The following is a 21870-nucleotide window of genomic DNA, read 5'->3' on the forward strand; positions in this document are numbered from 1 at the left end:
CACAATCAGCGCCGTAAAAATGGCGCTTACAACAGTATAACAAACGATATTCAAACGGGAAGGAGAAAGAATATGGATAAACAAGACGGAATAAACGAAGAACTGTATCAAAAGTTTTTCGCGCTTGTCGGAAACCCCGATGAGGGGAAGCGGATTAGCCAAGCAAAGGCGGCGCAAGCCTTAGGCTATTCTTCTGCCGTTGTGTCGGCATACAAAAACCGCACGTATAACGGCAATGTAAAGGCGTTTGAAGAGGCGGTGCAGGCGTGGTTAAAGCGGGAAGAACGCCGGATTGAACGGCTGCACATCCCTATTTCGGAAACTGCGGTGCTGAACTCGATCCGTAAAGCGTTAAGCATTGCGCAAGATGAAGCTGATATTGCTGTCATTGTCGGAGATGCGGGAACCGGTAAGACGACAGCGCTGCGCAATTATGCCGCGGAAAGCCATAGCGCGCTGTTAATTGAAGTAGACTCAAGTTTTACCAAAAGCGTACTGGTTAAAACCATTGCCCAGTCACTGGGGCTCGATACCAAAGGCGGCATGAGCGTCATTATCTCCCGCATCGTAGATGCCTTAAAGGGACGGGACACGGTTATCCTGATTGATGAGGCGGAGTACCTGTCAGACGGCTGCCTTGAACTCATCCGGCGGGTCATCAACGACAAAGCGCAAACCGGTGTCGTCCTTTGCGGATTACCGGACTTACGGTACAAGCTGGAAAACCGGCGGCTCGACCATCACCAGCTGACCAGCCGCGTCGGGGTCTTTCTGGAAGTCAAAAAAGATGAGCAAAGCCGATGCTGCAAAGATCATCGGCGCAGTCTGGCCCCGTCTTTCAAAGGAAACCCTTGAACTTTTTTGTCAAAGCGTCAAAGGGATCGGTGCGGACGCTCACCAAACTGATGGGGCGGGTGCATCAGACAATGGCAATAAACCGGCTCGATGAGCCGGATGAGGAGGTTATTCAAGCAGCAGGCGAAATGCTGATGGAATAAAACAAATTGGAGCACAGGAGGTGCAAAGCGTATGTATGGGTGGCTATATCGCAGGGCATTAGCCCTAAAAGATGTAGGGGAGAACGTGCGGTGCCGCACGTTGATAATTGCTGGATTGTGCATAAAAGAATGGGTTTTATCGCACATGATGAACAAACACGCAAGACCATAAGTGGAGGTTATCTATGGCAAGGTACAAGCCGAATATCGGCAAAATCAAAACGCTTGAGGATGCGGATTTAGCCCTCAAGGAAATCGGACTTCTTGAGCACGAACTGGAGACAATCGACGGGGAAGCGAACAAGAAAATTGCAGAAATTAAAGCAGACTGCGCAAAGCAAGGGGAAGGTCTTCGTAAACGCATTACCGACCTTTCCGCCCTGCTTGGCGCATTTGCCGAATACAACCGTGAGGAACTGTTTAAAGACCGCAAATCCCAAAAACTATCCTTCGGCGAATTTGGCTATCGTAAGTCTACCGCAATCAGCGTCAAAAAGACAACACTTGAGCTTCTGAAAAAACTGCATTTAACCAAGTATATCCGTATCAAAGAAGAAATTGATAAGGATTTAATGGCGGAGATGACTGATGAATCCTTAGCGCAAGTTGATGCGGTGCGCAAAGTCAAAGATGCTTTTTTCTGCCAAGCAAACCGCGAAGAAGTAAACAAAGAGCTGTTGAAAGAGCAGGTATCGTAAAAGCCGGTAAACGGCACGGATTTTGTATTGAAAGAGGAGGAGAAATCGCGTTATGGAAGCAAAAACAAACACACCGAAAGCAGGCGTCGCTGGGCGCAAGTGGATACAGATACTCCACGTAGCAAAACGTGAGTGCGGTCTTGATGACGCTTCCTATCGTGCCCTCCTTTTTGGTGCAGCGGGGGTTGACTCGGCACGTGATATTAAGACGTGGCAACAGTATAACGCGGTACTCAAAGCCTTTGCAACGCTCGGTTTCAGAGTAACAGCCGGTAAAGCGGCACAAAGCGGCTTAAAAAAGACCGCATCGCAAAACGGTCGTAATGGCGATTGGATTAGCGCACGGCAAGAGTATTACATCCGGGGATTATGGGATTTGGCAAGCAGGGCAAAAGACGAGGCTTCTTTACAAGCGATGCTCCAGCGCATTGCAGGGGTTACGCAGATCGAATGGATCAGCAAAGAAAAGGCTACCAAGGTGATCCTTGCCTTGCGGGATATTGCAAAAAAAGCGGGGGTCAATCCAGACCGTCCGCCTCATCCTCAAAGTGAAGGCGCAAAGCAGTGACCGACAGCATCTACGAAGCGAACGAAACGCTTGAACAGCTGGAATTACTCATCGGCAAGGACAATGCCCGGAAAGTCTTTGAATTTTTTGAAGGCAGTAGCTTTTATTTCCCCAAAAGAATCGGACTTGCCGAACAGCACCGTCAAATCTTTGCAGAGCTTCGTGCCGGAGCCACCTACGCCGACCTTGCGGAAAAATACCGCTATACCAAATCCTACATCCGCAAGATAGAACACAAACTAACAGCCGAGCGACGCGCCCTTTTGAAAGCCGGCATCACCCCGCCTGATGAAACCGCCAGTGCAAGCGCCGATCCTGTCAAACTGGACGTGCCACACTCAAGACCATTTGAACCAGGAGAATTATTTTATGAACACTGATGCAGAAACCATTAAAAAACGAATTAAAAAGCTTTTGGCACTGTCAAAAAGCCCGAATGAAAACGAGGCAATGGCAGCGTTACAAAAAGCGCAGGAACTGATGGAAGCATACCACGTAACGGAAGCCGAATGCGTGTATGCGTCGCAGACGGTCAAAGCGACAAAGCGTGAATCGGCATGGCGGTCAACGCTTGCGAACACCGTTGCATCGCTGTATGCCTGTGAGGCATTACGCGATGTTTCAAGCGGTCAAATGATTTTTTACGGAGAATCATTCGACGCATTTATGGCAAAAGAGATGTACGGCTATTTAAGTAAAACGATAGACCGGATGGTTAAGCAGAACGTGCGTAAGCGCAATACGCTGAAATACAAAAATCAATACCGCTTCGGGATCGTCTGTCGGTTAGCAATTCGGATATATGAATTGGGACAGAAAGTATCATGGGCGCCTGAGCGTGAACATAAATTGCTTGCGGTAAAAAAGGCAGCGGAAAACAAATTCGGCATTATAACGAGGAGTGAACTAAAAACAAACCAAAAAGGCAAAGCCTTTAATCGCGGCGTAGCTGACGGCGGCACCGTTTCATTACACCGGCAAGCAACCGCCCGCAATGGATATTTGGAGGGATAAATGACAATCGAAGAAATGAAAGCAAAAGGCTATAAGCATTATACCGCAATTATCGAAAAGAAGCTTGTTACCAAAGAAGTAGAGGTATGGGCAAAGGACAGATACGATGCAGAAACAATACTTGCGAATGCTTCCGAAGAATTATCAGATTGTGATTTTGAGGAGTGGGTTGAGTCGGAAATTCACGACCTGACTGAAAGTATATGTTCACCGATCGGTATTGCAGCTGCACAGTCAACGGTAACGGATTGCAACGAAGATTTTTACAGAGACGAGGAATAGGTAACGCATGAAAACGATTTTTCTAAACGAAAAAAAGCCGCCGTACATGGAAGAAACCGAATACATAAAATTAAGTGCTGGGCAAATATCACAGGCGGTGAACAGTCTTAATTATGCCGGAAAAGAAGCCGCTGCGGTCGTTGCCATTATGACGCTTAACGCGCTGGGACTTACCCCAGCGCAAATTACCGCACTGCTTGCAACCGAATAGGGAGGAATCAAATGAAAGAGGTTGTATCTTGTATCCTAAATATATTAGTGGCTTGTTTAGTAGCATTTTTACTGAATTTACATTTAGTTGAAAAAAGACAGTATCGGAAAAGCATTAGGGTTGTCGGAAAGCCGCATTAGCCAACTGTTAAAGCGGCTACAGAACAAGCTCAAAACTGTGTATGCAAGGAGATTTGAATAAATGCTTGAAGTTGATCTTGAAAACGACCAGATACGGGAGATAGACCTTAATAAAGTAGACGAAATTCGCTGCCAAAAATGCGGCGAAAAAGTTAAAGGGCGCATGGGACGCGACGTATATACTACCGAATACGATGTGCATCGGTATACCAAAATACTCTTATGTCCTTCTTGTAAAAAGGAACTTAATTCATGGGCTAGTCCAAAACTGGCAGAATATGAAAAAGCATTAGTTATGCAGTGGTTTAGCGGAAATTTGAGAAAAGAAAATACGACAGCCGATAAGCGAGCGATGCTGTTGAAACACATTATCGATACGCATGACTGCTTCTTATGTAAATCGTTAGGATGGAAAGAAAAATGCGAGCAAGCAAAAAAGAGCTGTGATGATTTTTTTATTCCAGAACTTGAAAGGATTTTTGCCCAACAGAGCACATAATAATTAAAATTCTAAGGAGGAAAAAACTTATGAGAAATAAAATAATTGACTTACACAATGCACTATTTGCAGAACTTGAAGCGTTACAAGATGAGGATAGTTTCAAAGATGAAAATGGGAATATCGACAATACGAAAGTTGAGATTGCCATTAAACGCGCTGATGCAGTAAACAGCATTGCCGGGAGAATTACGGAATTGACGCGGCTTCAACTTGATGCTGTTCGCGTTGCTGACAATATGGGAATGTCGATACAGTTGCCGGAGACTCTTGGGGCAAAAGAAATCGACTGGAGAAAAAAATAGGCAATGGTGTGATATGAGTACGGTTAAGTGGACGAGAGAAATTGATAACTGGATTAAAGAGCGCTGCCCCATTCGTGAACATGGATACACTCAGATTCAGCACATGGTCGATGAGCTTAACAAAATGTTTCACACGGACTTTAGCATAACTGCATTCAAGGCAAACTGTTACAGCAAAGGATTTAACCTTGGGGTAATGAAAAGCGCAAACCATCGTCGAGGTGTAAAACACCATCGACACAAACCGATCGGCAGCTTGCGAGAAAAAAAAGGCTATGTGCAGATAAAGATCGCAGAACCGAATAAATGGATGCAGTATCAGCGGTATGTGTGGGAACAACACCATCCAGGTGAGAGTGCGGAAGGAATGGTAGTTATTTTCATGGACGGTAATAGTCGTAACTTTGATCCTTCAAACCTTGAGCGCGTTTTACGAGGAGAATTAAACGTTATGGCTCGCATGGGACATACAGCAGCAATGTCACGCGAAGAGCGGGACATCTGTTTACTCAGGGCGCGAGTTGCCATAGCAAAGGTAAACCTTGCAGGACGTGAGAAAGCTTACGCACTCCACAATAAAGCAAACTACGAACGAAAAAAAAACGATCCTGCAGAAAAGGCAAAAAGAGCCGCGTATGCAAAACAACGGCTTGCAAACATTATGGCTGATCCGGTAAAGCACGAAGCGTATCTTTGTAAGCAGCGGGAATACAGAGCAAAGAACTGCGAGCGGTTGAATGCGCAAGCACGTGAATATTGGCGACAGAAAAGGAATAAGAAATGATTTATGCGTATATCAGAGTAAGTACGGAAAAGCAAACTGTCGAAAATCAACGCTTTGAAATACATAACTGGGCAGAAAATAGACATATCAGGATCGATAGATATGTAGAAGAAATTATGTCTGGTACAGTAGCCATCGGGCACCGTAAACTTGGAGATTTAAGCAAGGAATTACAAAAAGATGATGTGCTAATTGTAAGCGAACTTTCACGGCTCGGCAGAAGTCTTTTGAATGTAATGAGCTTTCTAAATGTCTGCATTGAACGGAATATCAAAGTGTTTTCGATTAAAGAGAATTTTGAATTTGCAGACAATATTAACTCAAAAGTTTTAGCATTTGCTTTTTCCTTAGCAGCAGAAATTGAGCGGCAACTGATTAGTCAAAGAACAAAAGAAGCGCTTGCTTTGCGGCGTGCTCAAGGTGTTGTGTTAGGTCGCCCACAAGGTAAAAAGAATGCTGCTGAACGATATAAGTTGTACGGCAAAGAAGCGGAGATACAAGACTATTTAAGTAAGAAGATACCAAAGGCAGCGATCGGCAGGTTATTGGGTGTGCACCGAATAACGGTTGATAAGTTCATAAAAGAAAATAATCTTTTGGAGTGATTCACAATGGGGAAAAATACTTTTTATCATGATTTATTACAAACGGCATTATCTTGTGATATTAAAATACTCAATGATGATTTTTGTTGTAAGCTCTTAGCGTGGTTATATATCTTTGGTGGAGGACACGAAAAAGTTATTTACAATATAAAAATGAGAGCGGAAATTCAGTATGCACAAAAGCGGCTTAATCTGTATGCAGGAGAAATCTGCAATCAAACATTACTACCATTACTTAAACAGCGAATACAAGAATGTGGTACACATTTTAATCCGATTCTCCCTGCATGGATAGCAGAAATTGATGATCGATACGGAATAAAAACACGGTGCTAATATAAGGAGGACGGTATGACACAATATGATGATTTTTTAGATTATCTTTATGAATGCGAACTATCTGAAAATACGATTAGCTCGTATCGGTATTCACTGAAAGAGTTTTTTTCAAAATTTACTGAATTCAATAAAACAAATGCGATTAAATATAAGCAATGGCTTATAGGATGTAGAAAATCAAAAACAATCGCATTACGGATTACTGCCTTAAATAAATATGCGGATTTTATAGGACGACCGCAAGAAAAATTAAAAAGAATAAAGATACAAAAACAATTGTACGTTGAGAATGTTCCCAATGATGAAGAATACGGACGAGTATGTGAATATGCACGACAACATAATCAGAAGGCCTATTGGCTTGTTCGGTTTCTTGCCGGTACGGGAATGCGCATATCGGAATTAACAAAATTAAAAGGAATTTGTCTGATTGAAGGTTGTGCACGGATGCATTCTAAAGGGAAACAACGCTTAATATTAATTCCCAAAAACCTGATAGAAGATTCAAAAGAGTTTTTCCGCGAGAAAGCCGCAGACGATCCTTTGTTTCTCTCTCGAAATGGGAAACCGTTGACAACAAGAGCGGCTGCTATGCAGTTGAAGTCTATTGGCTGCAAAGCCGGAGTAAGAAAAGAAGTCATGCATCCTCATGCATTTCGTCATTATTTTGCTATAAAAATGCTTAAAGCAACGGGCAATGATATTTCCCTTGTCAGCTCTTATCTTGGACATTCGAATATTGCAACCACAGCGATTTATACCATGCGGACAAAAGATGAGCAGGTAAATCTTTTAAATTCACAAATGAGTTGGTAAAAAAATGAGCATAGCAAAACCGGAACAGACGCTTACAAAAAAAGTTTGGAACATGACAGGCGTTCTTGCAGCGGCCGGCGTCGGATTTACGGATTATATTATTCAGCTGACATATCTCTTATTTCTAAAAATGGATTTTGAGAAAGAAGCTTACGGTTTAGGCAGCGCACTTCCTGACGGAAGCAAATGGAAAGACCTTGTTGAACTGGACGGACGCAATCAACTTAAAAAATATGAAAAGATTCTTGAAATTTTACAGGCATCTGATGGACTTATCGGCGCAATTTTTACGGAAGCGCAAAATAAGATTAAAACACCGGCTCTTCTTAAAAAACTGATCGGAATGATTGATGAAGAAAACTGGTTCAGTATGGACGGAGATCTAAAAGGCGCAATTTATGAAAGTATTCTTCAAAAAAACGGACAGGATAAAAAATCCGGAGCAGGGCAATACTTTACACCGCGTCCTTTGATTAATGCGATGGTTGATGTTGTTCAGCCGAAGATTACAGAGACCGTTGCCGATCCGGCGTGCGGAACCGGCGGCTTCTTGCTTGCCGCCTATGACTATATGCGCAAACAAAGCGACGAGCCGAGTAAAGTGGATTTCTTACAAACGCAGGCACTGAGCGGAAATGACATTACGCCTCTTGTCGTAACATTGGCTTCTATGAATCTTTATCTTCACGACATTGGAGTGAACACCACACCGATTAAATGTGAAGATAGTTTGGAACACGAACCCGAACATCTTGTAAATGTGATTCTTGCCAACCCGCCGTTTGGGGCTCGCCCTGCAGGAAGTGTGGATATTTCGACCATGCGTTCCGATTTGATTGTAACGACAAGCAACAACCAGTTAAATTTTTTGCAGCATATAATGGTCATGTTAAAAGACGGCGGAAGAGCCGGAATCGTTCTTCCCGATAATGTGCTTTTTGCAGACGGCGCCGGAGAAATTCTTCGCAAAAAACTTTTAAAAGATTTTAATCTTCATACGATTCTTCGTTTACCGACCGGTATTTTTTACGCAAACGGCGTAAAAGCAAATGTACTATTCTTTGAAAAAGGAAGCCCGACACAAGAGACATGGTATTACGATTACCGGACAGGAATTAAACACACACTTGCAACGAAACCGCTTAAACGTTCCGACCTTGAAGACTTTGTAAAGTGCTACTGCGCGGGGAGCCTTGAAGACAGAAAAGAAACATGGAGCAAAGAAAATCCGACGGGAAGATGGCGTAAATATCACGTCGATGAATTGCTTGCACGGGATAAAACCAGTCTGGATATTTCCTGGATAAAAGACGATTCCGATGCGGTAGACTGTTCACTCGCCGAACTGATGCAGACAATTCAAACCAAGAGCGCCAATATCACCGCTGCTGTTGCCGAACTTTCCCGACTGATTGAAGGAATTGAAGAATGAAAGAGCAAAACGAAGAACAACACTGTAATAAACTTTTTGAAGTTTCTCCAGCAGAAGCTCCGTAACCCGTTAGAGGGATTCGTAAACCTCCGCTAGCCGCAGGCGATCCGGCCGGGGGTAATACCGGCAGCGGCATTTTTTATTTCAAAATACGTTTTTCACATCATGTATACCGAGCCTATTTTTTTCAAATAGTTTCTTTGATTAGTCATAATAAAACCGGCTACAGTATACCGTAAGCGTACATTGAGGATACGCCTTGTACGGATTTCCCTTCCCTTTACCTGAAAAGGTGTATCCTGATGGCGCTTATCTGGAGGTATTACTATGACGACAAAAAAATCACAAATTGCATGGCTTTTATTCGCAGCGCTGTTTGTTGCAGCGATGGTATTTTTCGTAACGGATTCTCTGACGGTTACGGCAATCGCCGGAACTTTTACCGGAGTGCTGGGGACATTTCTCGGTATCGATATTCTTACGATGCTGCATAAAACAAAAGAGCTTCCGGCAGGACGGTATAAAAATATGAACCGGCATCGTTACATTATTGCCCTTATTATTTTTGCTTTGCTGCTTATCGAAGCGTTTATCATTTCAAGCATCTTTGAACGGGATATGAACTCGCTTTATTTATCCTTTGGCGTCGGTTTTATCATCGTTATCGGCGGGCTTGTCTCGGGCGTTGAAGCAAATAAAATCGTAACCGGCGAGCAGCCGCCTGAGCTCAATGAGACAGGTGAACTATCCGGAGACGAGTCATGATACCTCTTTATATCATATTAGCGTTGTTGGGCGTTATCGCGGTGCTTTCACTTTTGCTTACTATCATAGTGAAAAAATTAAAAAGAGCAAAAACGGAAGTACAGCGATTAAGCGGCGCTTTTGAAGCGGTTCGTAAAAGAGCAGAACGCTTACAAGAAGCGCAAGATAAGAATAAAAAAATTACGGAGGAATCGGATGAAAAAAGGCAGGCGCTTTCCGCTACTGCTGACGCTTCTCTTGTTACTCGTGCAAATAGTCTTTTTTCAGACCGGATGCACGACAACAAAAGCGCCGACGACTGCGGACATTGATGCGGTATTACAAAACATTGCGCCTGAAAAACCGCCTGCTCCTGTAATGGAGCCGGTGGTTTTTGAGGATAAAGACGACGGGCTTTGGCTTTCGTATGAAAATTACCGCACACTTGAACGCAATATTATTGCAATGAGAGAATATACTGCGCGTCTTGAAGTCATTATTGCATTTTGGGAGACAAAAGAGAAATGAGTGGAACGGTTATTATATCCCTGATTGGCACTCTTGTCGGAATGCTTATAACCGTCGGCGGGGTATTTATCGCAGTCGGCGGCTTAAAGCAAAAAATACACGACAGCGTCGAAACAAATAAAGCGCAAGAAGAACATATCAAAACGCTCGCTTCAAAAGATGAGTTAGCGAAAGCAATAAAACGTTCCGATGAATTACTGGTGCTGATGCAAAAGCGGGCTGATGAAGACCGTTTATCGGGTGAGCGAAAGTACACGGAATTGTATGGCTTACTGAATGTACACAGTGAACGTATCGGCAAACTTGAAGTGTCGCAAGCACAAGTGTTTAAAATGCTGGATAAGCTTGATTCTAACATCAATAACGGTTTTAAAGACATGAAAGAAGACATCCGCGAATTGCGCAAAGCAATCAAAAAGGAATAGAAGCGGTATGGCAAAAGATGAAAGACGCGCTGAGGCTGAGCGGCTTTATGTAAAGGAAGGAAAATCCTGCGCTCAAATTGCCACCGAACTTGCAGTAAGTGAAGGCACTATATACCGTTGGAAAGCAGACGCTGCAGCCTTAGGGGAGACAAGCGACTGGGACACGGCGCGGCGGGTGTATAACATGAGTCCGCGCGAATTAGTCACCATGTATGCAGAAGCCTTAAAGCAGTGGGTAGTAAAAATAAAACAAAGTCCCGATCTTCTTTCCGATGGAAAAATAGCTGATGCGATTGCGAAGCATGTGAGCGTTTTACAAAAGCTCGATAACCGCAGCCAGTATATGGGTGTCGCGCTTGACCTGATTAAAATTGCCGACCGGTGGCTCTATGAAAATGAACCTGCCTTAAAAACACAAATGGAGCCGCATTGGGAAAGTATCTATCAAGCACTTTCGGAGTATAGCACGAAAAAAGGCTTATTATAAAAGGACTATCAAACGTGAAAGAAATTAGAACAGCGCGGGAACTTGAAAAAGAATGGAATAAGCTCAAAGAAGAAATCTTATCCCGTCCGCTGTTTGTTGATAATAGTGAAAAAGCAAAAGATGCGCGGAAACGTAAGTGTGCTGATTCGGTATGGGAATTTGCCCGTACCTACTTCCCCGAATACGTTGCAAGTGAAGGGGCAAAATTTCATAAAGAATGGGAAAAAATCCGGCTTACCGAAAAAGAGCCAATTTTACTGCAAGCATTCCGCGGCTGTGGAAAGTCTACGTTTTTTACACTGCTTGATCCGATACACGAAATCGCTTACGGCAGACGGAAGTTTATGCTTTTTTCTAGCTATACGGAAGAAAAGTCAGAACGCTTTACCGGCCGCATCTTATTGGAATTGATGTACAATCAGCGACTTAAAAATGATTTTGGTGAGTTTATTCCGGAAGGAAAACGCCCGGCAATGGGCGACTTTTCGGTCAATATCCCCGGTAAAAAAGGGAGTACTATCGGCGTGGTTGCCGTTTCAATCGGACAAGACCCGCGCGGGTTCGTACACGGAGCCGCCCGCCCTGATTATGTCAGACTCGATGATATTCAAAACAGAAAGCGTGCAAAATCACGGAAGTTTGTAAAAGAATCGGTTGAATGGATTATGCAGGATTTAATTCCTGCCCTCGCTGCAAATTATTCATGTATCATTGTTGCAACCCCGCTTAACACACAATGTGTAGCTGCAACGTTAGAGAAAGGCAGCGATGAAATAGAGGCGGTCAAAACGTATAAATTCCCTGCCGAAGTGAGAGGAAAACCGGCATGGCCTGATTTCTTTCCTCTCGACCGGTTAAAGCGGCTCAAGCGCACCATTGGCTCTCTTGCATACGGGCAAGAGTTTTTATTAATTCCGATTGCCCTTGATGAGCGCATTTTTAAGGAAGAGCATATCCGCGGCTACCAACCGGAAGAACTTACCGCGGTACGCTTTGCTTATGTTTTTTCATGGACAGACCCAAGTGTTAAACAGGAAGAAAAACATTGTTTTAAAGCAACTGTTTGTGCAGGTATTACGAATGAAGGGATTATCTATATTTTAAAAGCACGTATTCGTAAAGAAAGTATTCAGCGGATGGTAGACGGCATGTATATGATTTATCAAACGTGGAATCCGTCGTATATGTTTTTTGAAGATAACGGCGGGCAAGCGATGCTTGCAACCGTGCTTGATATGAAGGCGGAACAGGAAGGCTATTACATTCCGTACCGACCTGAGACGGCAACTATCAATAAAGATACCCGCATTGAAGCGACGCTTTCTGCACCGATCGAAAACGGTATCATCCGGTTTTATAAACAAGATAAAGATCAAAAAGAATTGATAGACGAGCTGTTGCAATATCCTGACGGGGAATATAAAGACGGCCCTGATGCGCTTGAAGGAGTGGTGAGAAAACTCATTGAAGCGGCAAAAAAGAAAAGAGCAGGAATGCCGTATTCACGGAGCACGCGGGAAAGCAGCGCTGTGTTACAGGGGTATGAATGATGGGAAAGTATAAAAAGCAGACAGGCGGCGTACAGCGCTTTGATCGCTGGAGTCCGGACACGAAAGATACGGCAGATAAGCGTATACAGACCGTTGAAGAAACGATTGAAAAAATGAGCGGTAATCATTTTGCAACCCGCGAGCGGGCAAATGACTTTGTCCGGCTGATGCGCTCCCTTCCTGATCCTGATCCTATTTTGCAGAAAATGGGACGCGGCATTACCGCCTTGCAGGAACTTTTAACAGACAGCCATTTAGAGAGTGTGTGGAGTATTCGCTGTTCTGCTGCAAGCGGCGCGGAATGGTTTTGTGCTGCAGGCGGAGATGGTAATGGTAAAAAAGAGCAAGAAGCGGCAGACCTTTTTGCAGAAGAATTGAGGCAGCTTGATATTCCGCGTGTCATCGAAGAGATGATGGATGCCATTGCATTCGGCTATGCCCCGCTTGAGGTTATCTGGCGCGCTCAAGGTGGACGGTGGGTAATCGGCGACATCGTTGGTAAGCCTCCGCAATGGTTTGAGTTTGACCAAGAAAATAATCTGGTGTTTCGTACCGGCGTTATCGGAACGGAACCGCTGCCGAAGAATCGGTTTCTTATTGCCCGCCACCGGCCGAGTTATGCGAACCCGTACGGAGTCAAAGTATTTTCAAAATGCTATTGGCCGGTAACCTTTAAAAAGAACGGGTTCCGCTGGTGGACGGTATTTGTCGAAAAATACGGCGGTGCCTTTTTGTACGGAAAATATCCGAATAATGCCAGTGACATTTATAAAAATGAACTGCTTACGTCGCTTGAGCGGATGGCATCTGATGCGGTGGCTATTGCACCTGAGGGAGCAGAAATCACCATTGAAAGCCTTGCTAATAAGGGGAGCGTTTCTAATGTCCACGCAGAGTATATAGAAGCAGCCAATAAAGAAATTTCAAAAGCGGTTTTAGGGCAAACGCTCACGACTGACATCGGCAGTAAAGGAAGCTATGCTGCAGCGCAGGCGCATAATCTTGTCAGGCAGGATTTAGCGGCTGCCGACCGTAGACGTATATCCGCCTGCTTTAATCGGCTCGCGGCAGTCTGGACGTATTACAATTACGGTGCAGATGTACTGCCTCCCGTATTCGAGTTTGTCAAAGATGAGGATTTACAGCAAGAGCGGGCAGAGCGGGATGCCAAGTTATACGCTCTCGGCTGGCGACCGAAAAAGGCGTATATCGAACGTGAATACGATATTCCACAAGAAGATTTTGAGATAGCGCACGAAGGCGAACAAAAAGAACAAGGAGATTTTGCTTTTCATACCAGTCATACCGGCGGTCAAACAAGCTGCCCCTGCGGATGCGGAACACACACGGAAAAAACGCTCTTTCAAAAAGCCGCTTCTTTTTTTGCGGATAAACAAACAAAGCAGCAATTAAAAGACCGGCAGCTCATGGATTCATTTAATAAAGCGATGCAGGAAAAAGGACAAGATGCAATCGACAAAAGTATTGAAAGCTATGTGAATGCACTCGGTATGGTAGACGATTATCAAGACGCTTCAAAGGCGCTTTTAGCTGCGTATAAAAACCGTTCACTGGATGATTTTGCTTCGTGTATCGACAATGTACGGTTTGCCGCTATCGGTGTTGCAGGGGTTAAAAAGAAATGAGTGATACCATTCCGTATCCTGAAATAGCGCATAAGTTTCTTGAAAAGAAAATAAATGTGGCGACTGATAAATGGGATGAGCTTAAATGGGGAGAACATGCCCACGCCTTTACCGTTGCGCATTCAAATGAAGCGGCCGTATTAGATACCATTCACGGCTTACTCAATCAGGCGATAAAAGACGGCATTCCTTTTAAAGACTTCCGGGACGGCCTTTTGGATATGATGAGTGCAAAAGGCTGGTATGGCGGAAATGGGCACACAAAAGATGATAAGCGGTATATTAACTGGCGTATCGGTCTTATCTACGATGTGAATATGAGATGCGCGTATGAAGCGGAGCATTACCGCAACCGGCTTATCGGCGCCGATTTACGTCCTATTTGGGTATACCGCCATGATCCAGCCGTTACGAATCCGCGGGCTGAACACCTCGCGCTTGATGGGAAAGCATTCCGGTATGATGATGCGTTTTGGAATACCTATAACCCGCCGAACGGCTGGGGCTGCCGGTGCTATGTAACAACGATGAGTGAGCACGAAGCGCAAAAAGAAGGGGTTACTATTGAGCATTCTGACGATTCCGGAAACCCTCCCGATATAGCCGGTGTCGATTGGAATACATTCGACAGTACGTGGAAATATAATCCTGCACGGGAAGCGTTATCGCCGAATTTCAGTACCTATAAAAATCTTGCAAAAATAAAAGCGGAAGACGGGAAAAGTATCCTCTCTCACGTAACGGAAAGCTACCGAAAAGCGATGGATGGTACAAAACTTACGAAAGGTGAATTTAATGTATTAGCAAAACGCATCAATAAAAAAGATTACACACCGCAAAATATTTTATATCAGGTAGGAAATCTTGAAGCGGAACGTTTTGAAGCAATGCAAGAAATAGGTGTGGCCGATTGCAAAATTCTTGCCTCGGATAAAGATTTATATCACGGTATCGGAGACAAAAATGCAAAGCAACGGATACCGGAATCTCTTTTTGAAGCGCTGTACGATAGTCTTAGTACTCCTGATGCAATCTATGAAAATACCGAACCGAATATACAAGAAGACGGTCGAGAGTTTCATTTTGTGAAAAATATGGATGGCGGGAAAATACTCAAAACCGTATTAAAGCAATTAGGAAAAGATTTTTCTTTACGGATTAAAACAACAGGATATATCGTGTATGATTATAACGATCCGGTGTATAAAAAAATATGGTAAGTGCCGGGCAGGATTTGCGCCTGCTGTACTTATCGCAGTCGGCGGTAACTCCGGCTGTTCAATGCACCTCTTAATACGCACTCTCAACACTTACCACTATAATGGTAACGGTCGGGCGGAATTTGCGTCCGCTGGATTCATCTCTGATGTCCCTCTCAATATACTCCTCAACCGTTACCTTAATCTATACTTTACTACACCTTGCTTAAAAAATCAACCATATAAAAGACTAATTTTTTCAAATAGTTTCTTTGAATTGTCGCACCGGTAAAGCGTAAAATAATCGCATAAAGAGGTTCGTAATGATTAAAGGCGTCAAGTTCTGGAATGCGAGAGAGTGCTATTTTGTGCAGACGAATAACCCAACAGAAGAAATATTGCGTAAGCGCTCTGACGGAGTATGGCTGGTTTCATGCGGGCCGTCGGCGGCGGTTACGTGCATAGCGGCGATGGGCTTTGATGTAGAGGTGAAAACGCCGGGAGGCTATAAACCGCAAAGCGAAGAGGTTTTGATGGACTTTTTCAATGATCCACGCAACTACCCTGCCTTGCAAAAGGTACGCCCTGAAACGCCTCCTGATGTGTGGCACGGTAATGAAGTGCCGCAATTTTATCCGGTTGCGGTTACCGCCGTTTTCGGCGTAAAGGCGCGCTTTGAATGGGGAGCCGTTTTTGAAACGGTTGCATCCGAACTACAAAACGGAAAAGCAGTGCAGCTCTGTCTTAAAAAGCCGGGGCATTACATTGCGGCCGTCGCATACGATGATGTGGCCGATGAGGTGATTTTTAATGATCCGTGGCCGCGCCGCTTTAAAGACGGGAACGGTTTTAACCGCCGTTTGAGCAAGGCGGATTTCAGCAATGTAAAACCGTTCCGGATTGTATACGACGCATAACCTGAATATGCGCAAAACAGCGGTTATGCGAGCGGCTTGGTTATTTAGCATTCTTTCCGTTTCAATCGAATTTGAACGGGTTTTGAACGCTTTTGAACGGTATTTTAAGAGGAGCTAAAGATGGCAGAATTAAAGGTTTTTAAGGCGGGAAAATACCCGCAAGGGGATTGGCCGAAAGAGCGGGTTCAAAGACTGGTCGATTCCTATAATCCTGAAAAATTATATGAAGCCCCGCTTGTTATCGGACACCGCTCATTCGGTATGAGCGATGATTATCAAGATGCACACGGCTGGGTTCAATCTATACGCATGGATAAAAGCGGTTGGGTTTTTGCCGAAGTACCGGCATTTTCTACTGATGTAATAAAAAAGGTTGCAGAAGGAAAGCTCCGGTACATGTCGGTAGAAATTTTTGAAAACGACATGGTGGATAAAAATGAGCCGCCATACTTGAAAGCAATAGCGCTGCTTGGGCGGGATACCCCTGCGGTTGCAGGAGCTAAGATACCGGCTCTCTTTTCGCTTTCATTCGGCGGATTTGTTGAATATGCAAACCAAGACGACCATGTATCAATCTTCACGCAGAAAATGGATGCAGGGACGATAAAACTCTTTTCCGCGAATGAGGCGGAAAAAACGACACAATCTCGGGAGGAAACTATGGATGAGATGACGGAAAAAGTAAAAACGGAAATGGCTGCAAAAGATGAGCGGATTGCGGCTCTCGAACAAGAAAATAAGAGCCTGAAACAAAACGGCATGAAAACCGATGCGGAGGCCTTTTTTTCCAAACTGCGGGATGAGGGAAAAATCACGCCGGCATATTTTGAAAAAGCCGTTGCCCTTGATGTCAAAATGACTGAGGAGGACAGAAAAGATTTCAGAGCGCTTTTTGCAAACAGCGAACCGATTGTCGATTTGTCCGGTGAGCATACGGCGACAAAAGAAAAGAGCAGCACTGATTTTGCCTGTAGCGCCGATGTGACGGCAAAAATAAAAGCCTTTCAAAAAGAGAAAGGTCTTGCGTCCTTTACCGAAGCGGCCGAAGCATTGTACTCGGCAAATCCTGAAATGTTCAGCGAGGAGGAATAAAAAATGATGAATAGACGTCCATATATCGCACAAAGCGAAATCGCTCCCGGTAGTGCAGTAATACAGGGAACGGTAGATAATACCGTAACCGCTCCGGCCGACGAAAAGGCGGATATGCTCGGCGTGTATCCGTTTGATGCCAATGAAGCCGCCGCAGCGCAAGACCGCATCGGCATAGCGATCGGCGGAGTAGTGAAAGTTGTTGCAGGCGGGACTGCAAGTGCCGGAAAAAAAGCGGTGCTTTCAAAAGATAAGCTCGGTGCGTTTGAAGATGTTCCTGCAACCGCGGGTACCTATAAAACGTGCGGGATATTCCTTGAGTCCGGAGAGGCAGGTGAATATATCGATATGTACATTGAACGCGGTGTCATAACCGTCGCATAGTCGGAAAAACGTATTTTAAGGAGGTTTTTTAATGCCCAGAGAACAAGGATATGTCAGTCCCCTGCTTTCCAATTTGGCAGTGGATTATTCAGCTAAGGTGCGGGAAGGAATGGTCGGCCCGCTGTTATTTCCGCGCGTTGAAGTCGGAAAACCGTCAGGCAAGTACGCCGTATTCAACGAGGAAAATATCTATAAAGTACCCGATGTAACGCTTGCAGGGGAACGCTCTCAAGCAAATGAATTTGCAACAAGCGGTACCATGCAAAACTATGCAACCACCCCGTATGGGTTAAAAGCGTTTATCGACAAAGCAGACTTAGAGTTTGCCGACGGGCCGTTCAAATTGTGGGAGCGGCGCAAGGTTGAGCTTTTAATTACGAAGCTTGAACTTGCGCAAGAAAAGCGCATTGCCGATTTAGTTACCAATTTATCGGGACGCACTACCAGCCTTTCAGGAGCAGGGAAAACGGCAACGAATAAATGGTCAAGTGCCTCGGATACAAAAGGCGGTAATCCCGTTGAAGCGATCAATGCAGCAATCAAGGAATGCTTTTTCCGCCCCAATACAATGGTACTCAGCGAGGCTGTCTATGATGCCCTTGAATACCATCCGGTACTTTTAAAGTATCTCGGTGAAGCTAATTTGATAAAAAAAGTTGACGAGGCAAACCTTGCGAAGCTTTTCAGAATTAACAAGGTCATCATCGCAAAAGGCCGAGCGGATTTCGGCAAGCGAAGCGAAGATAAAAAGGTTAGCCCTGAAAGTATCTGGGGTGATTCAGTCGTTCTTTGTTACACCGACTCTCAATGGGATCAGCCGTGCGCGGGAAAAACCGTCGCAGTAAAATACCGCGAAGCCGATAACTCAGGCTATGTCGTTCGAACATGGGATGAAAAAGACGGCGGTATTCTCGGCGGAGAATATGTGCAGGTTGCCCATGATGTTGCGGAATTAATTGTCTGCAAAAATCTGATTTATACCATCAAGGAAGTCCTTTAAAGAATTTTCAAAATAACGAGAGGTTTTGTTATGAAAAGATTTTTTGTTTTGATGTTAAGCCTTTTATACATCGGCTTAACGGTAGGCTTTGCTGAGCCGTGCAGCAGAAAGGAGGGATGTATGGCGTATTGTACCATCGAAGATATGCAGACTACCTACGGCAATGAGCGTATTGCTGCGTGGAGCGCAGTCGATGCAGAACGTGCAGAAAAGGCAATAGCCGATGCAAGTGCGGAAATTGACGGATATCTTTTATCCGGCGGTTACACTGTACCGCTTGCCGGTACCCCAGCGACGATAAAAAAATACTGCGTTGATATTGCCTGCGCCTCTTTAATTATCAGTACCGGTATGCTTGAAAACGATCCCGGCGGAAAAGCGGTTGTTGAACAGGCGGATATAGCAAGACGGTATTTGGATAAGGTTGCACAAGGCAAATACAAAATACCCGGCTACGATGAAAACAGCAGTAAGCCCCCTTCAGGAAACATACAGGCAGTATCGATGACTCGTATGGACTGGAAAGGATATTAACATGAGCAAGGCGGCAATAGAAGTCCGGTTTGATGATGATGCGGAATATCGGAATATCATCGATGCATTACATCGCGCTTCACACTGCGACCTCAAACGGATAGCGCAGGCTGCAGGGCTTGCGCTTGAAGCGGTAACAGCAGAAGCGTTTAAAAAACAAGAAGACCCCGTAACCAAAGATAAGTGGGAAGCGCTGCGCAAAGCACGCGGCCCGCTTGCTGCAAAACCCGGCTCTAAAACGCCTATCCTCAATGATAGAGGAACGTTAAAAAAATCAATTACGTTTCATGCCTTTGATGACGGCTCTGTCATTATCGGCTCAAACCTTGTGTATGCAGGAATACATCAGAGGGGCGGCAAGACAAAAGCGCATACGATAAAGCGGGGCAATGCAGTCATACAGCATCCCGGCTCGAAAATTCCGTCCCGTCCATTTCTTGGCGTGCCGAAAGATTTTCAAGAAAGTTTTTTCTCCGACCCTGCCATTAAAAAGCTACTCGGTATTGCAATAGGAGCGGAATAAACGATGGACGGGATGATAAAGGCTGCAAAAGATTTACTTGACATGTGTATCACCACCGAGATTCCTGATGCAACCGTGGTAAGGAATCGGGCAGATGAAACAAAACAGGTGATGACGCGCAAATGGCCGCTTGTTTCGCTCATTACTCAAGCAGGCAGACTTGATGACCGAACTGCGCGTCTTGCCCGTTATCGGGATGATGTAACGGGAGAACTGAAACAGCGGAGGATTCGGGGTACGCGGATTATCCCGATTTTAATCGGCGTCTGGGCAAAGGGAGAAAATGAGGTTGATGAGGTATTCAGTAAAATCGTACCGCGTATTCCGCGCAGGTGGAGTTATGACAATTTTGTAGGGCGTATCCTCATTAACAGTGAAGAGCATTCGGATTTTGCGGATAACGTGTCAAACCTGTACTGCTCAATATTGGAAGTAGAGTTTCAAGTTGAAGTTGCAGGGGACGCGGAACTGGTTCCGACATTCGTGCAAGTTTCCGAAATCCCTGATATGCAAAATCCTTAAAAGTGCAGGTAAGGAGTTTTTATATGGAGAAGAACATAAAAAAAGAATCGGCAACATTTCTTGCCGTTGAAGAACATGCGGCAAATTTGCAGGTTCCCGCTCCGGTTTTTCAAGCAGTGATGCAAGCGCAAAACTGGGCTGCAGGAAAAAAAGTTGAAAAAACTGAATTTGAAAAGGCGGTCAATGCCTTTTTAAACGCACCTATCGGAGGGTAAAAAATGGCTTTACCGAATATTAACACGACCATTAAAGACGGCGCTATGGGAGTAGCTGGAGCGGATGCGACCGGTATTTTTGCAGCAGTCGGTGTTGCAACGCTTCCTTCAAACGGCATTATTACCTTTACGGATAAAGAAGATGTGGACGGAAAAATAGGAGATGGCTCCTTACGTGATCTTATCGTCAGTGCCTTATCGATTGCAAAAACGACCGTGTACGCAATCGCTGTTGAAGGAAGTACTGCAGGTACTGTTTCAAACGTGAGCACAGTAAGCGGTAATCAAGGGGACGGAAAAATTACCGTAACGGGAAAGCCGCGCAATGAATACGGTATCCGTATTGATATTATGGCAAGCGGAAAACTCAACGACGGCACGTTCCGGGTAACCATCGACGGTCTTTCCGGAAAGACTATCACGCTTCCTGACGGGGAAGGTAAATACGAAATCCCCGGTACCGGTCTTACGCTGCAATTTAGTCATGCTGATAAAGGCTTTGAGTCCGGAGACGCTTTTACGTTTACGACGACGGCACCGCAAGCGACAAACGGCGAAATACTTGCTGCAATCAATACTATTCTTGACGCAAAAAAAGCCATCGAATGGATTGCCGTTGCAGGCGTTTCAAACGCTGCTCTTTGGGCAGCCCTTGCAACTCAGGCGAAGGGCGCTGAAAGCGTATATCAGTATCTCTTTTTTATTGCGCAAGCCCGCTATAAAAAAGAAGGTGAGACAGTAGACGAGTATGTCAACGCGCTTACTGGAGCAGAGCGTGGGGTAACCTCCTCAACTCGCTTGCAGGTTGTTGCAGGCTGGATTGAAGAGGCGGATTCAAACGGACAGGTCGATACACGCGGAGCTATCGGAGTGTACTGCGGAATGCTTGCTGGGCGAAAAGTCCACGAGGGGCCGGATGCCGTTAAATTCGGCAGCATAACAGCCGCAACAGCGATTAAACCTGACGGAATAAATGACGGACACATTGAAGCGTTGAAAAACGCAGGCTATGTAACGGTGAGACAAATCATCGGGCTGAAAGGTATTTACATCACCTCTGGACAAATGATGAGTGAACAAGGAAGTGATTATGATTTGGTGGAACGCAGGCGCGTCATGGATAAAGCATGCCGTGAGATCAGAGTAGCGCAACTGCCGTTTTTGAACGACACGGTCAAAGTCGGTGCTGACGGTTCTCCCGAAGGTTTGGAGATGTTCGTTGCACAGGGAGAAGCGCCGTTACGGACGATGAAAACGAACGAGCAAATATCCGATGGGTATATCATCATTCCTAAGGGGCAAAATATTTTATCGACAAACACCTTACGGACAAAAATCCGTATCGTTCCGCTTGGTAAATTATCCTATATCGAAAACGAAATCGCCTATCATAATCCTGCGCTTGCACAGTAA

At 44.9% G+C, this 21870-nt stretch carries 32 protein-coding genes; all 32 read left to right on the forward strand.

The genetic code is table 11. The annotated features are described in order from the left end of the window. Positions 1 to 72: 72 nt before the first annotated feature. The 32 genes from GWP43_RS13300 to GWP43_RS13455 all read left to right on the forward strand — a co-directional run bounded on the left by GWP43_RS13300 (position 73) and on the right by GWP43_RS13455 (position 21870). Positions 73 to 855, forward strand: a complete 783-nt coding sequence (locus GWP43_RS13300; RefSeq protein WP_162664550.1) for an AAA family ATPase — start codon at positions 73 to 75, stop codon at positions 853 to 855. Further along, positions 852 to 998 carry a hypothetical protein gene (locus GWP43_RS13305; protein ID WP_162664551.1) on the forward strand — a complete coding sequence of 49 codons (147 nt, stop codon included), beginning with the start codon at positions 852 to 854 and terminating at the stop codon, positions 996 to 998. The genes GWP43_RS13300 and GWP43_RS13305 overlap by 4 nt, the downstream gene beginning before the upstream one ends. Positions 999 to 1183: 185 nt before the next feature. Then, complete coding sequence (locus GWP43_RS13310; protein ID WP_162664552.1) at positions 1184 to 1696, forward strand: host-nuclease inhibitor Gam family protein; 513 nt, start codon at positions 1184 to 1186, stop codon at positions 1694 to 1696. A gap of 52 nt (positions 1697 to 1748) precedes the next feature. Then, a complete protein-coding gene (locus GWP43_RS13315; protein WP_162664553.1) occupies positions 1749 to 2264 on the forward strand; it encodes a regulatory protein GemA in 516 nt (171 codons plus the stop codon). Then, positions 2261 to 2644 (forward strand): Mor transcription activator family protein, encoded by a 384-nt coding sequence (locus tag GWP43_RS13320; protein WP_162664554.1) that lies wholly within the window; start codon positions 2261 to 2263, stop codon positions 2642 to 2644. The genes GWP43_RS13315 and GWP43_RS13320 overlap by 4 nt, the downstream gene beginning before the upstream one ends. After that, entirely contained in the window at positions 2634 to 3278 is a 645-nt protein-coding gene (locus GWP43_RS13325; RefSeq protein ID WP_162664555.1) for a DUF2786 domain-containing protein, read from the forward strand. Before GWP43_RS13320 ends, GWP43_RS13325 begins: the two co-directional genes overlap by 11 nt. Beyond that, positions 3279 to 3560 (forward strand): hypothetical protein, encoded by a 282-nt coding sequence (locus GWP43_RS13330; RefSeq protein WP_162664556.1) that lies wholly within the window; start codon positions 3279 to 3281, stop codon positions 3558 to 3560. Between the two features lie 7 nt (positions 3561 to 3567). After that, positions 3568 to 3771 carry a hypothetical protein gene (locus GWP43_RS13335; RefSeq protein ID WP_162664557.1) on the forward strand — a complete coding sequence of 68 codons (204 nt, stop codon included), beginning with the start codon at positions 3568 to 3570 and terminating at the stop codon, positions 3769 to 3771. A 201-nt stretch (positions 3772 to 3972) separates the two neighbouring features. After that, complete coding sequence (locus GWP43_RS13340) at positions 3973 to 4410, forward strand: hypothetical protein (protein ID WP_162664558.1); 438 nt, start codon at positions 3973 to 3975, stop codon at positions 4408 to 4410. Between the two features lie 29 nt (positions 4411 to 4439). Further along, a complete protein-coding gene (locus tag GWP43_RS13345) occupies positions 4440 to 4715 on the forward strand; it encodes a hypothetical protein (protein WP_162664559.1) in 276 nt (91 codons plus the stop codon). A 13-nt stretch (positions 4716 to 4728) separates the two neighbouring features. Further along, positions 4729 to 5499, forward strand: a complete 771-nt coding sequence (locus tag GWP43_RS13350) for an HNH endonuclease (protein WP_162664560.1) — start codon at positions 4729 to 4731, stop codon at positions 5497 to 5499. Beyond that, complete coding sequence (locus GWP43_RS13355) at positions 5496 to 6104, forward strand: master DNA invertase Mpi family serine-type recombinase (RefSeq protein WP_162664561.1); 609 nt, start codon at positions 5496 to 5498, stop codon at positions 6102 to 6104. Before GWP43_RS13350 ends, GWP43_RS13355 begins: the two co-directional genes overlap by 4 nt. Before the next feature lie 6 nt (positions 6105 to 6110). Continuing rightward, positions 6111 to 6440, forward strand: coding sequence for a hypothetical protein (locus GWP43_RS13360; RefSeq protein WP_162664562.1), 330 nt, complete (start codon positions 6111 to 6113; stop codon positions 6438 to 6440). Between the two features lie 15 nt (positions 6441 to 6455). After that, positions 6456 to 7259 carry a tyrosine-type recombinase/integrase gene (locus GWP43_RS13365; protein ID WP_162664563.1) on the forward strand — a complete coding sequence of 268 codons (804 nt, stop codon included), beginning with the start codon at positions 6456 to 6458 and terminating at the stop codon, positions 7257 to 7259. A gap of 4 nt (positions 7260 to 7263) precedes the next feature. Next, positions 7264 to 8691, forward strand: a complete 1428-nt coding sequence (locus tag GWP43_RS13370; RefSeq protein WP_162664564.1) for a class I SAM-dependent DNA methyltransferase — start codon at positions 7264 to 7266, stop codon at positions 8689 to 8691. A gap of 327 nt (positions 8692 to 9018) precedes the next feature. Beyond that, complete coding sequence (locus GWP43_RS13375) at positions 9019 to 9456, forward strand: hypothetical protein (protein WP_162664565.1); 438 nt, start codon at positions 9019 to 9021, stop codon at positions 9454 to 9456. Then, complete coding sequence (locus tag GWP43_RS13380; protein WP_162664566.1) at positions 9453 to 9767, forward strand: hypothetical protein; 315 nt, start codon at positions 9453 to 9455, stop codon at positions 9765 to 9767. Before GWP43_RS13375 ends, GWP43_RS13380 begins: the two co-directional genes overlap by 4 nt. 55 nt (positions 9768 to 9822) lie before the next feature. Beyond that, positions 9823 to 9963, forward strand: a complete 141-nt coding sequence (locus tag GWP43_RS13385; RefSeq protein ID WP_162664567.1) for a hypothetical protein — start codon at positions 9823 to 9825, stop codon at positions 9961 to 9963. Further along, positions 9960 to 10388 carry a hypothetical protein gene (locus GWP43_RS13390; protein WP_162664568.1) on the forward strand — a complete coding sequence of 143 codons (429 nt, stop codon included), beginning with the start codon at positions 9960 to 9962 and terminating at the stop codon, positions 10386 to 10388. The genes GWP43_RS13385 and GWP43_RS13390 overlap by 4 nt, the downstream gene beginning before the upstream one ends. A gap of 7 nt (positions 10389 to 10395) precedes the next feature. Next, the gene (locus GWP43_RS13395) at positions 10396 to 10875 is read left to right on the forward strand and encodes a DUF1804 family protein (protein WP_162664569.1); all 480 of its coding nucleotides are present in this window, start codon (positions 10396 to 10398) and stop codon (positions 10873 to 10875) included. Between the two features lie 14 nt (positions 10876 to 10889). Then, positions 10890 to 12425, forward strand: a complete 1536-nt coding sequence (locus GWP43_RS13400) for a hypothetical protein (RefSeq protein ID WP_162664570.1) — start codon at positions 10890 to 10892, stop codon at positions 12423 to 12425. Then, positions 12422 to 14071 carry a DUF935 domain-containing protein gene (locus GWP43_RS13405; RefSeq protein WP_162664571.1) on the forward strand — a complete coding sequence of 550 codons (1650 nt, stop codon included), beginning with the start codon at positions 12422 to 12424 and terminating at the stop codon, positions 14069 to 14071. The genes GWP43_RS13400 and GWP43_RS13405 overlap by 4 nt, the downstream gene beginning before the upstream one ends. Beyond that, positions 14068 to 15291: a phage head morphogenesis protein gene (locus GWP43_RS13410; RefSeq protein ID WP_162664572.1), complete on the forward strand. Its 1224-nt coding sequence runs from the start codon at positions 14068 to 14070 to the stop codon at positions 15289 to 15291. The genes GWP43_RS13405 and GWP43_RS13410 overlap by 4 nt, the downstream gene beginning before the upstream one ends. Positions 15292 to 15593: 302 nt before the next feature. Continuing rightward, positions 15594 to 16187 (forward strand): C39 family peptidase, encoded by a 594-nt coding sequence (locus GWP43_RS13415; protein ID WP_162664573.1) that lies wholly within the window; start codon positions 15594 to 15596, stop codon positions 16185 to 16187. A gap of 120 nt (positions 16188 to 16307) precedes the next feature. Beyond that, positions 16308 to 17279, forward strand: coding sequence for a hypothetical protein (locus GWP43_RS13420; protein ID WP_162664574.1), 972 nt, complete (start codon positions 16308 to 16310; stop codon positions 17277 to 17279). A 3-nt stretch (positions 17280 to 17282) separates the two neighbouring features. After that, positions 17283 to 17663 (forward strand): structural cement protein Gp24, encoded by a 381-nt coding sequence (locus GWP43_RS13425; protein ID WP_162664575.1) that lies wholly within the window; start codon positions 17283 to 17285, stop codon positions 17661 to 17663. A 31-nt stretch (positions 17664 to 17694) separates the two neighbouring features. Next, entirely contained in the window at positions 17695 to 18663 is a 969-nt protein-coding gene (locus GWP43_RS13430) for a hypothetical protein (RefSeq protein ID WP_162664576.1), read from the forward strand. A 30-nt stretch (positions 18664 to 18693) separates the two neighbouring features. After that, entirely contained in the window at positions 18694 to 19197 is a 504-nt protein-coding gene (locus tag GWP43_RS13435) for a DUF1320 domain-containing protein (protein WP_162664577.1), read from the forward strand. Position 19198: 1 nt separating this feature from the next. Continuing rightward, a complete protein-coding gene (locus GWP43_RS13440; RefSeq protein WP_162664578.1) occupies positions 19199 to 19720 on the forward strand; it encodes a phage virion morphogenesis family protein in 522 nt (173 codons plus the stop codon). Between the two features lie 3 nt (positions 19721 to 19723). Then, complete coding sequence (locus GWP43_RS13445) at positions 19724 to 20242, forward strand: hypothetical protein (RefSeq protein ID WP_162664579.1); 519 nt, start codon at positions 19724 to 19726, stop codon at positions 20240 to 20242. A gap of 23 nt (positions 20243 to 20265) precedes the next feature. After that, positions 20266 to 20457 carry a hypothetical protein gene (locus GWP43_RS13450; protein WP_162664580.1) on the forward strand — a complete coding sequence of 64 codons (192 nt, stop codon included), beginning with the start codon at positions 20266 to 20268 and terminating at the stop codon, positions 20455 to 20457. A 3-nt stretch (positions 20458 to 20460) separates the two neighbouring features. Then, positions 20461 to 21870 carry a DUF2586 family protein gene (locus GWP43_RS13455; RefSeq protein ID WP_162664581.1) on the forward strand — a complete coding sequence of 470 codons (1410 nt, stop codon included), beginning with the start codon at positions 20461 to 20463 and terminating at the stop codon, positions 21868 to 21870.

Source organism: Treponema vincentii, from assembly GCF_010365865.1.
Lineage (GTDB): Bacteria > Spirochaetota > Spirochaetia > Treponematales > Treponemataceae > Treponema.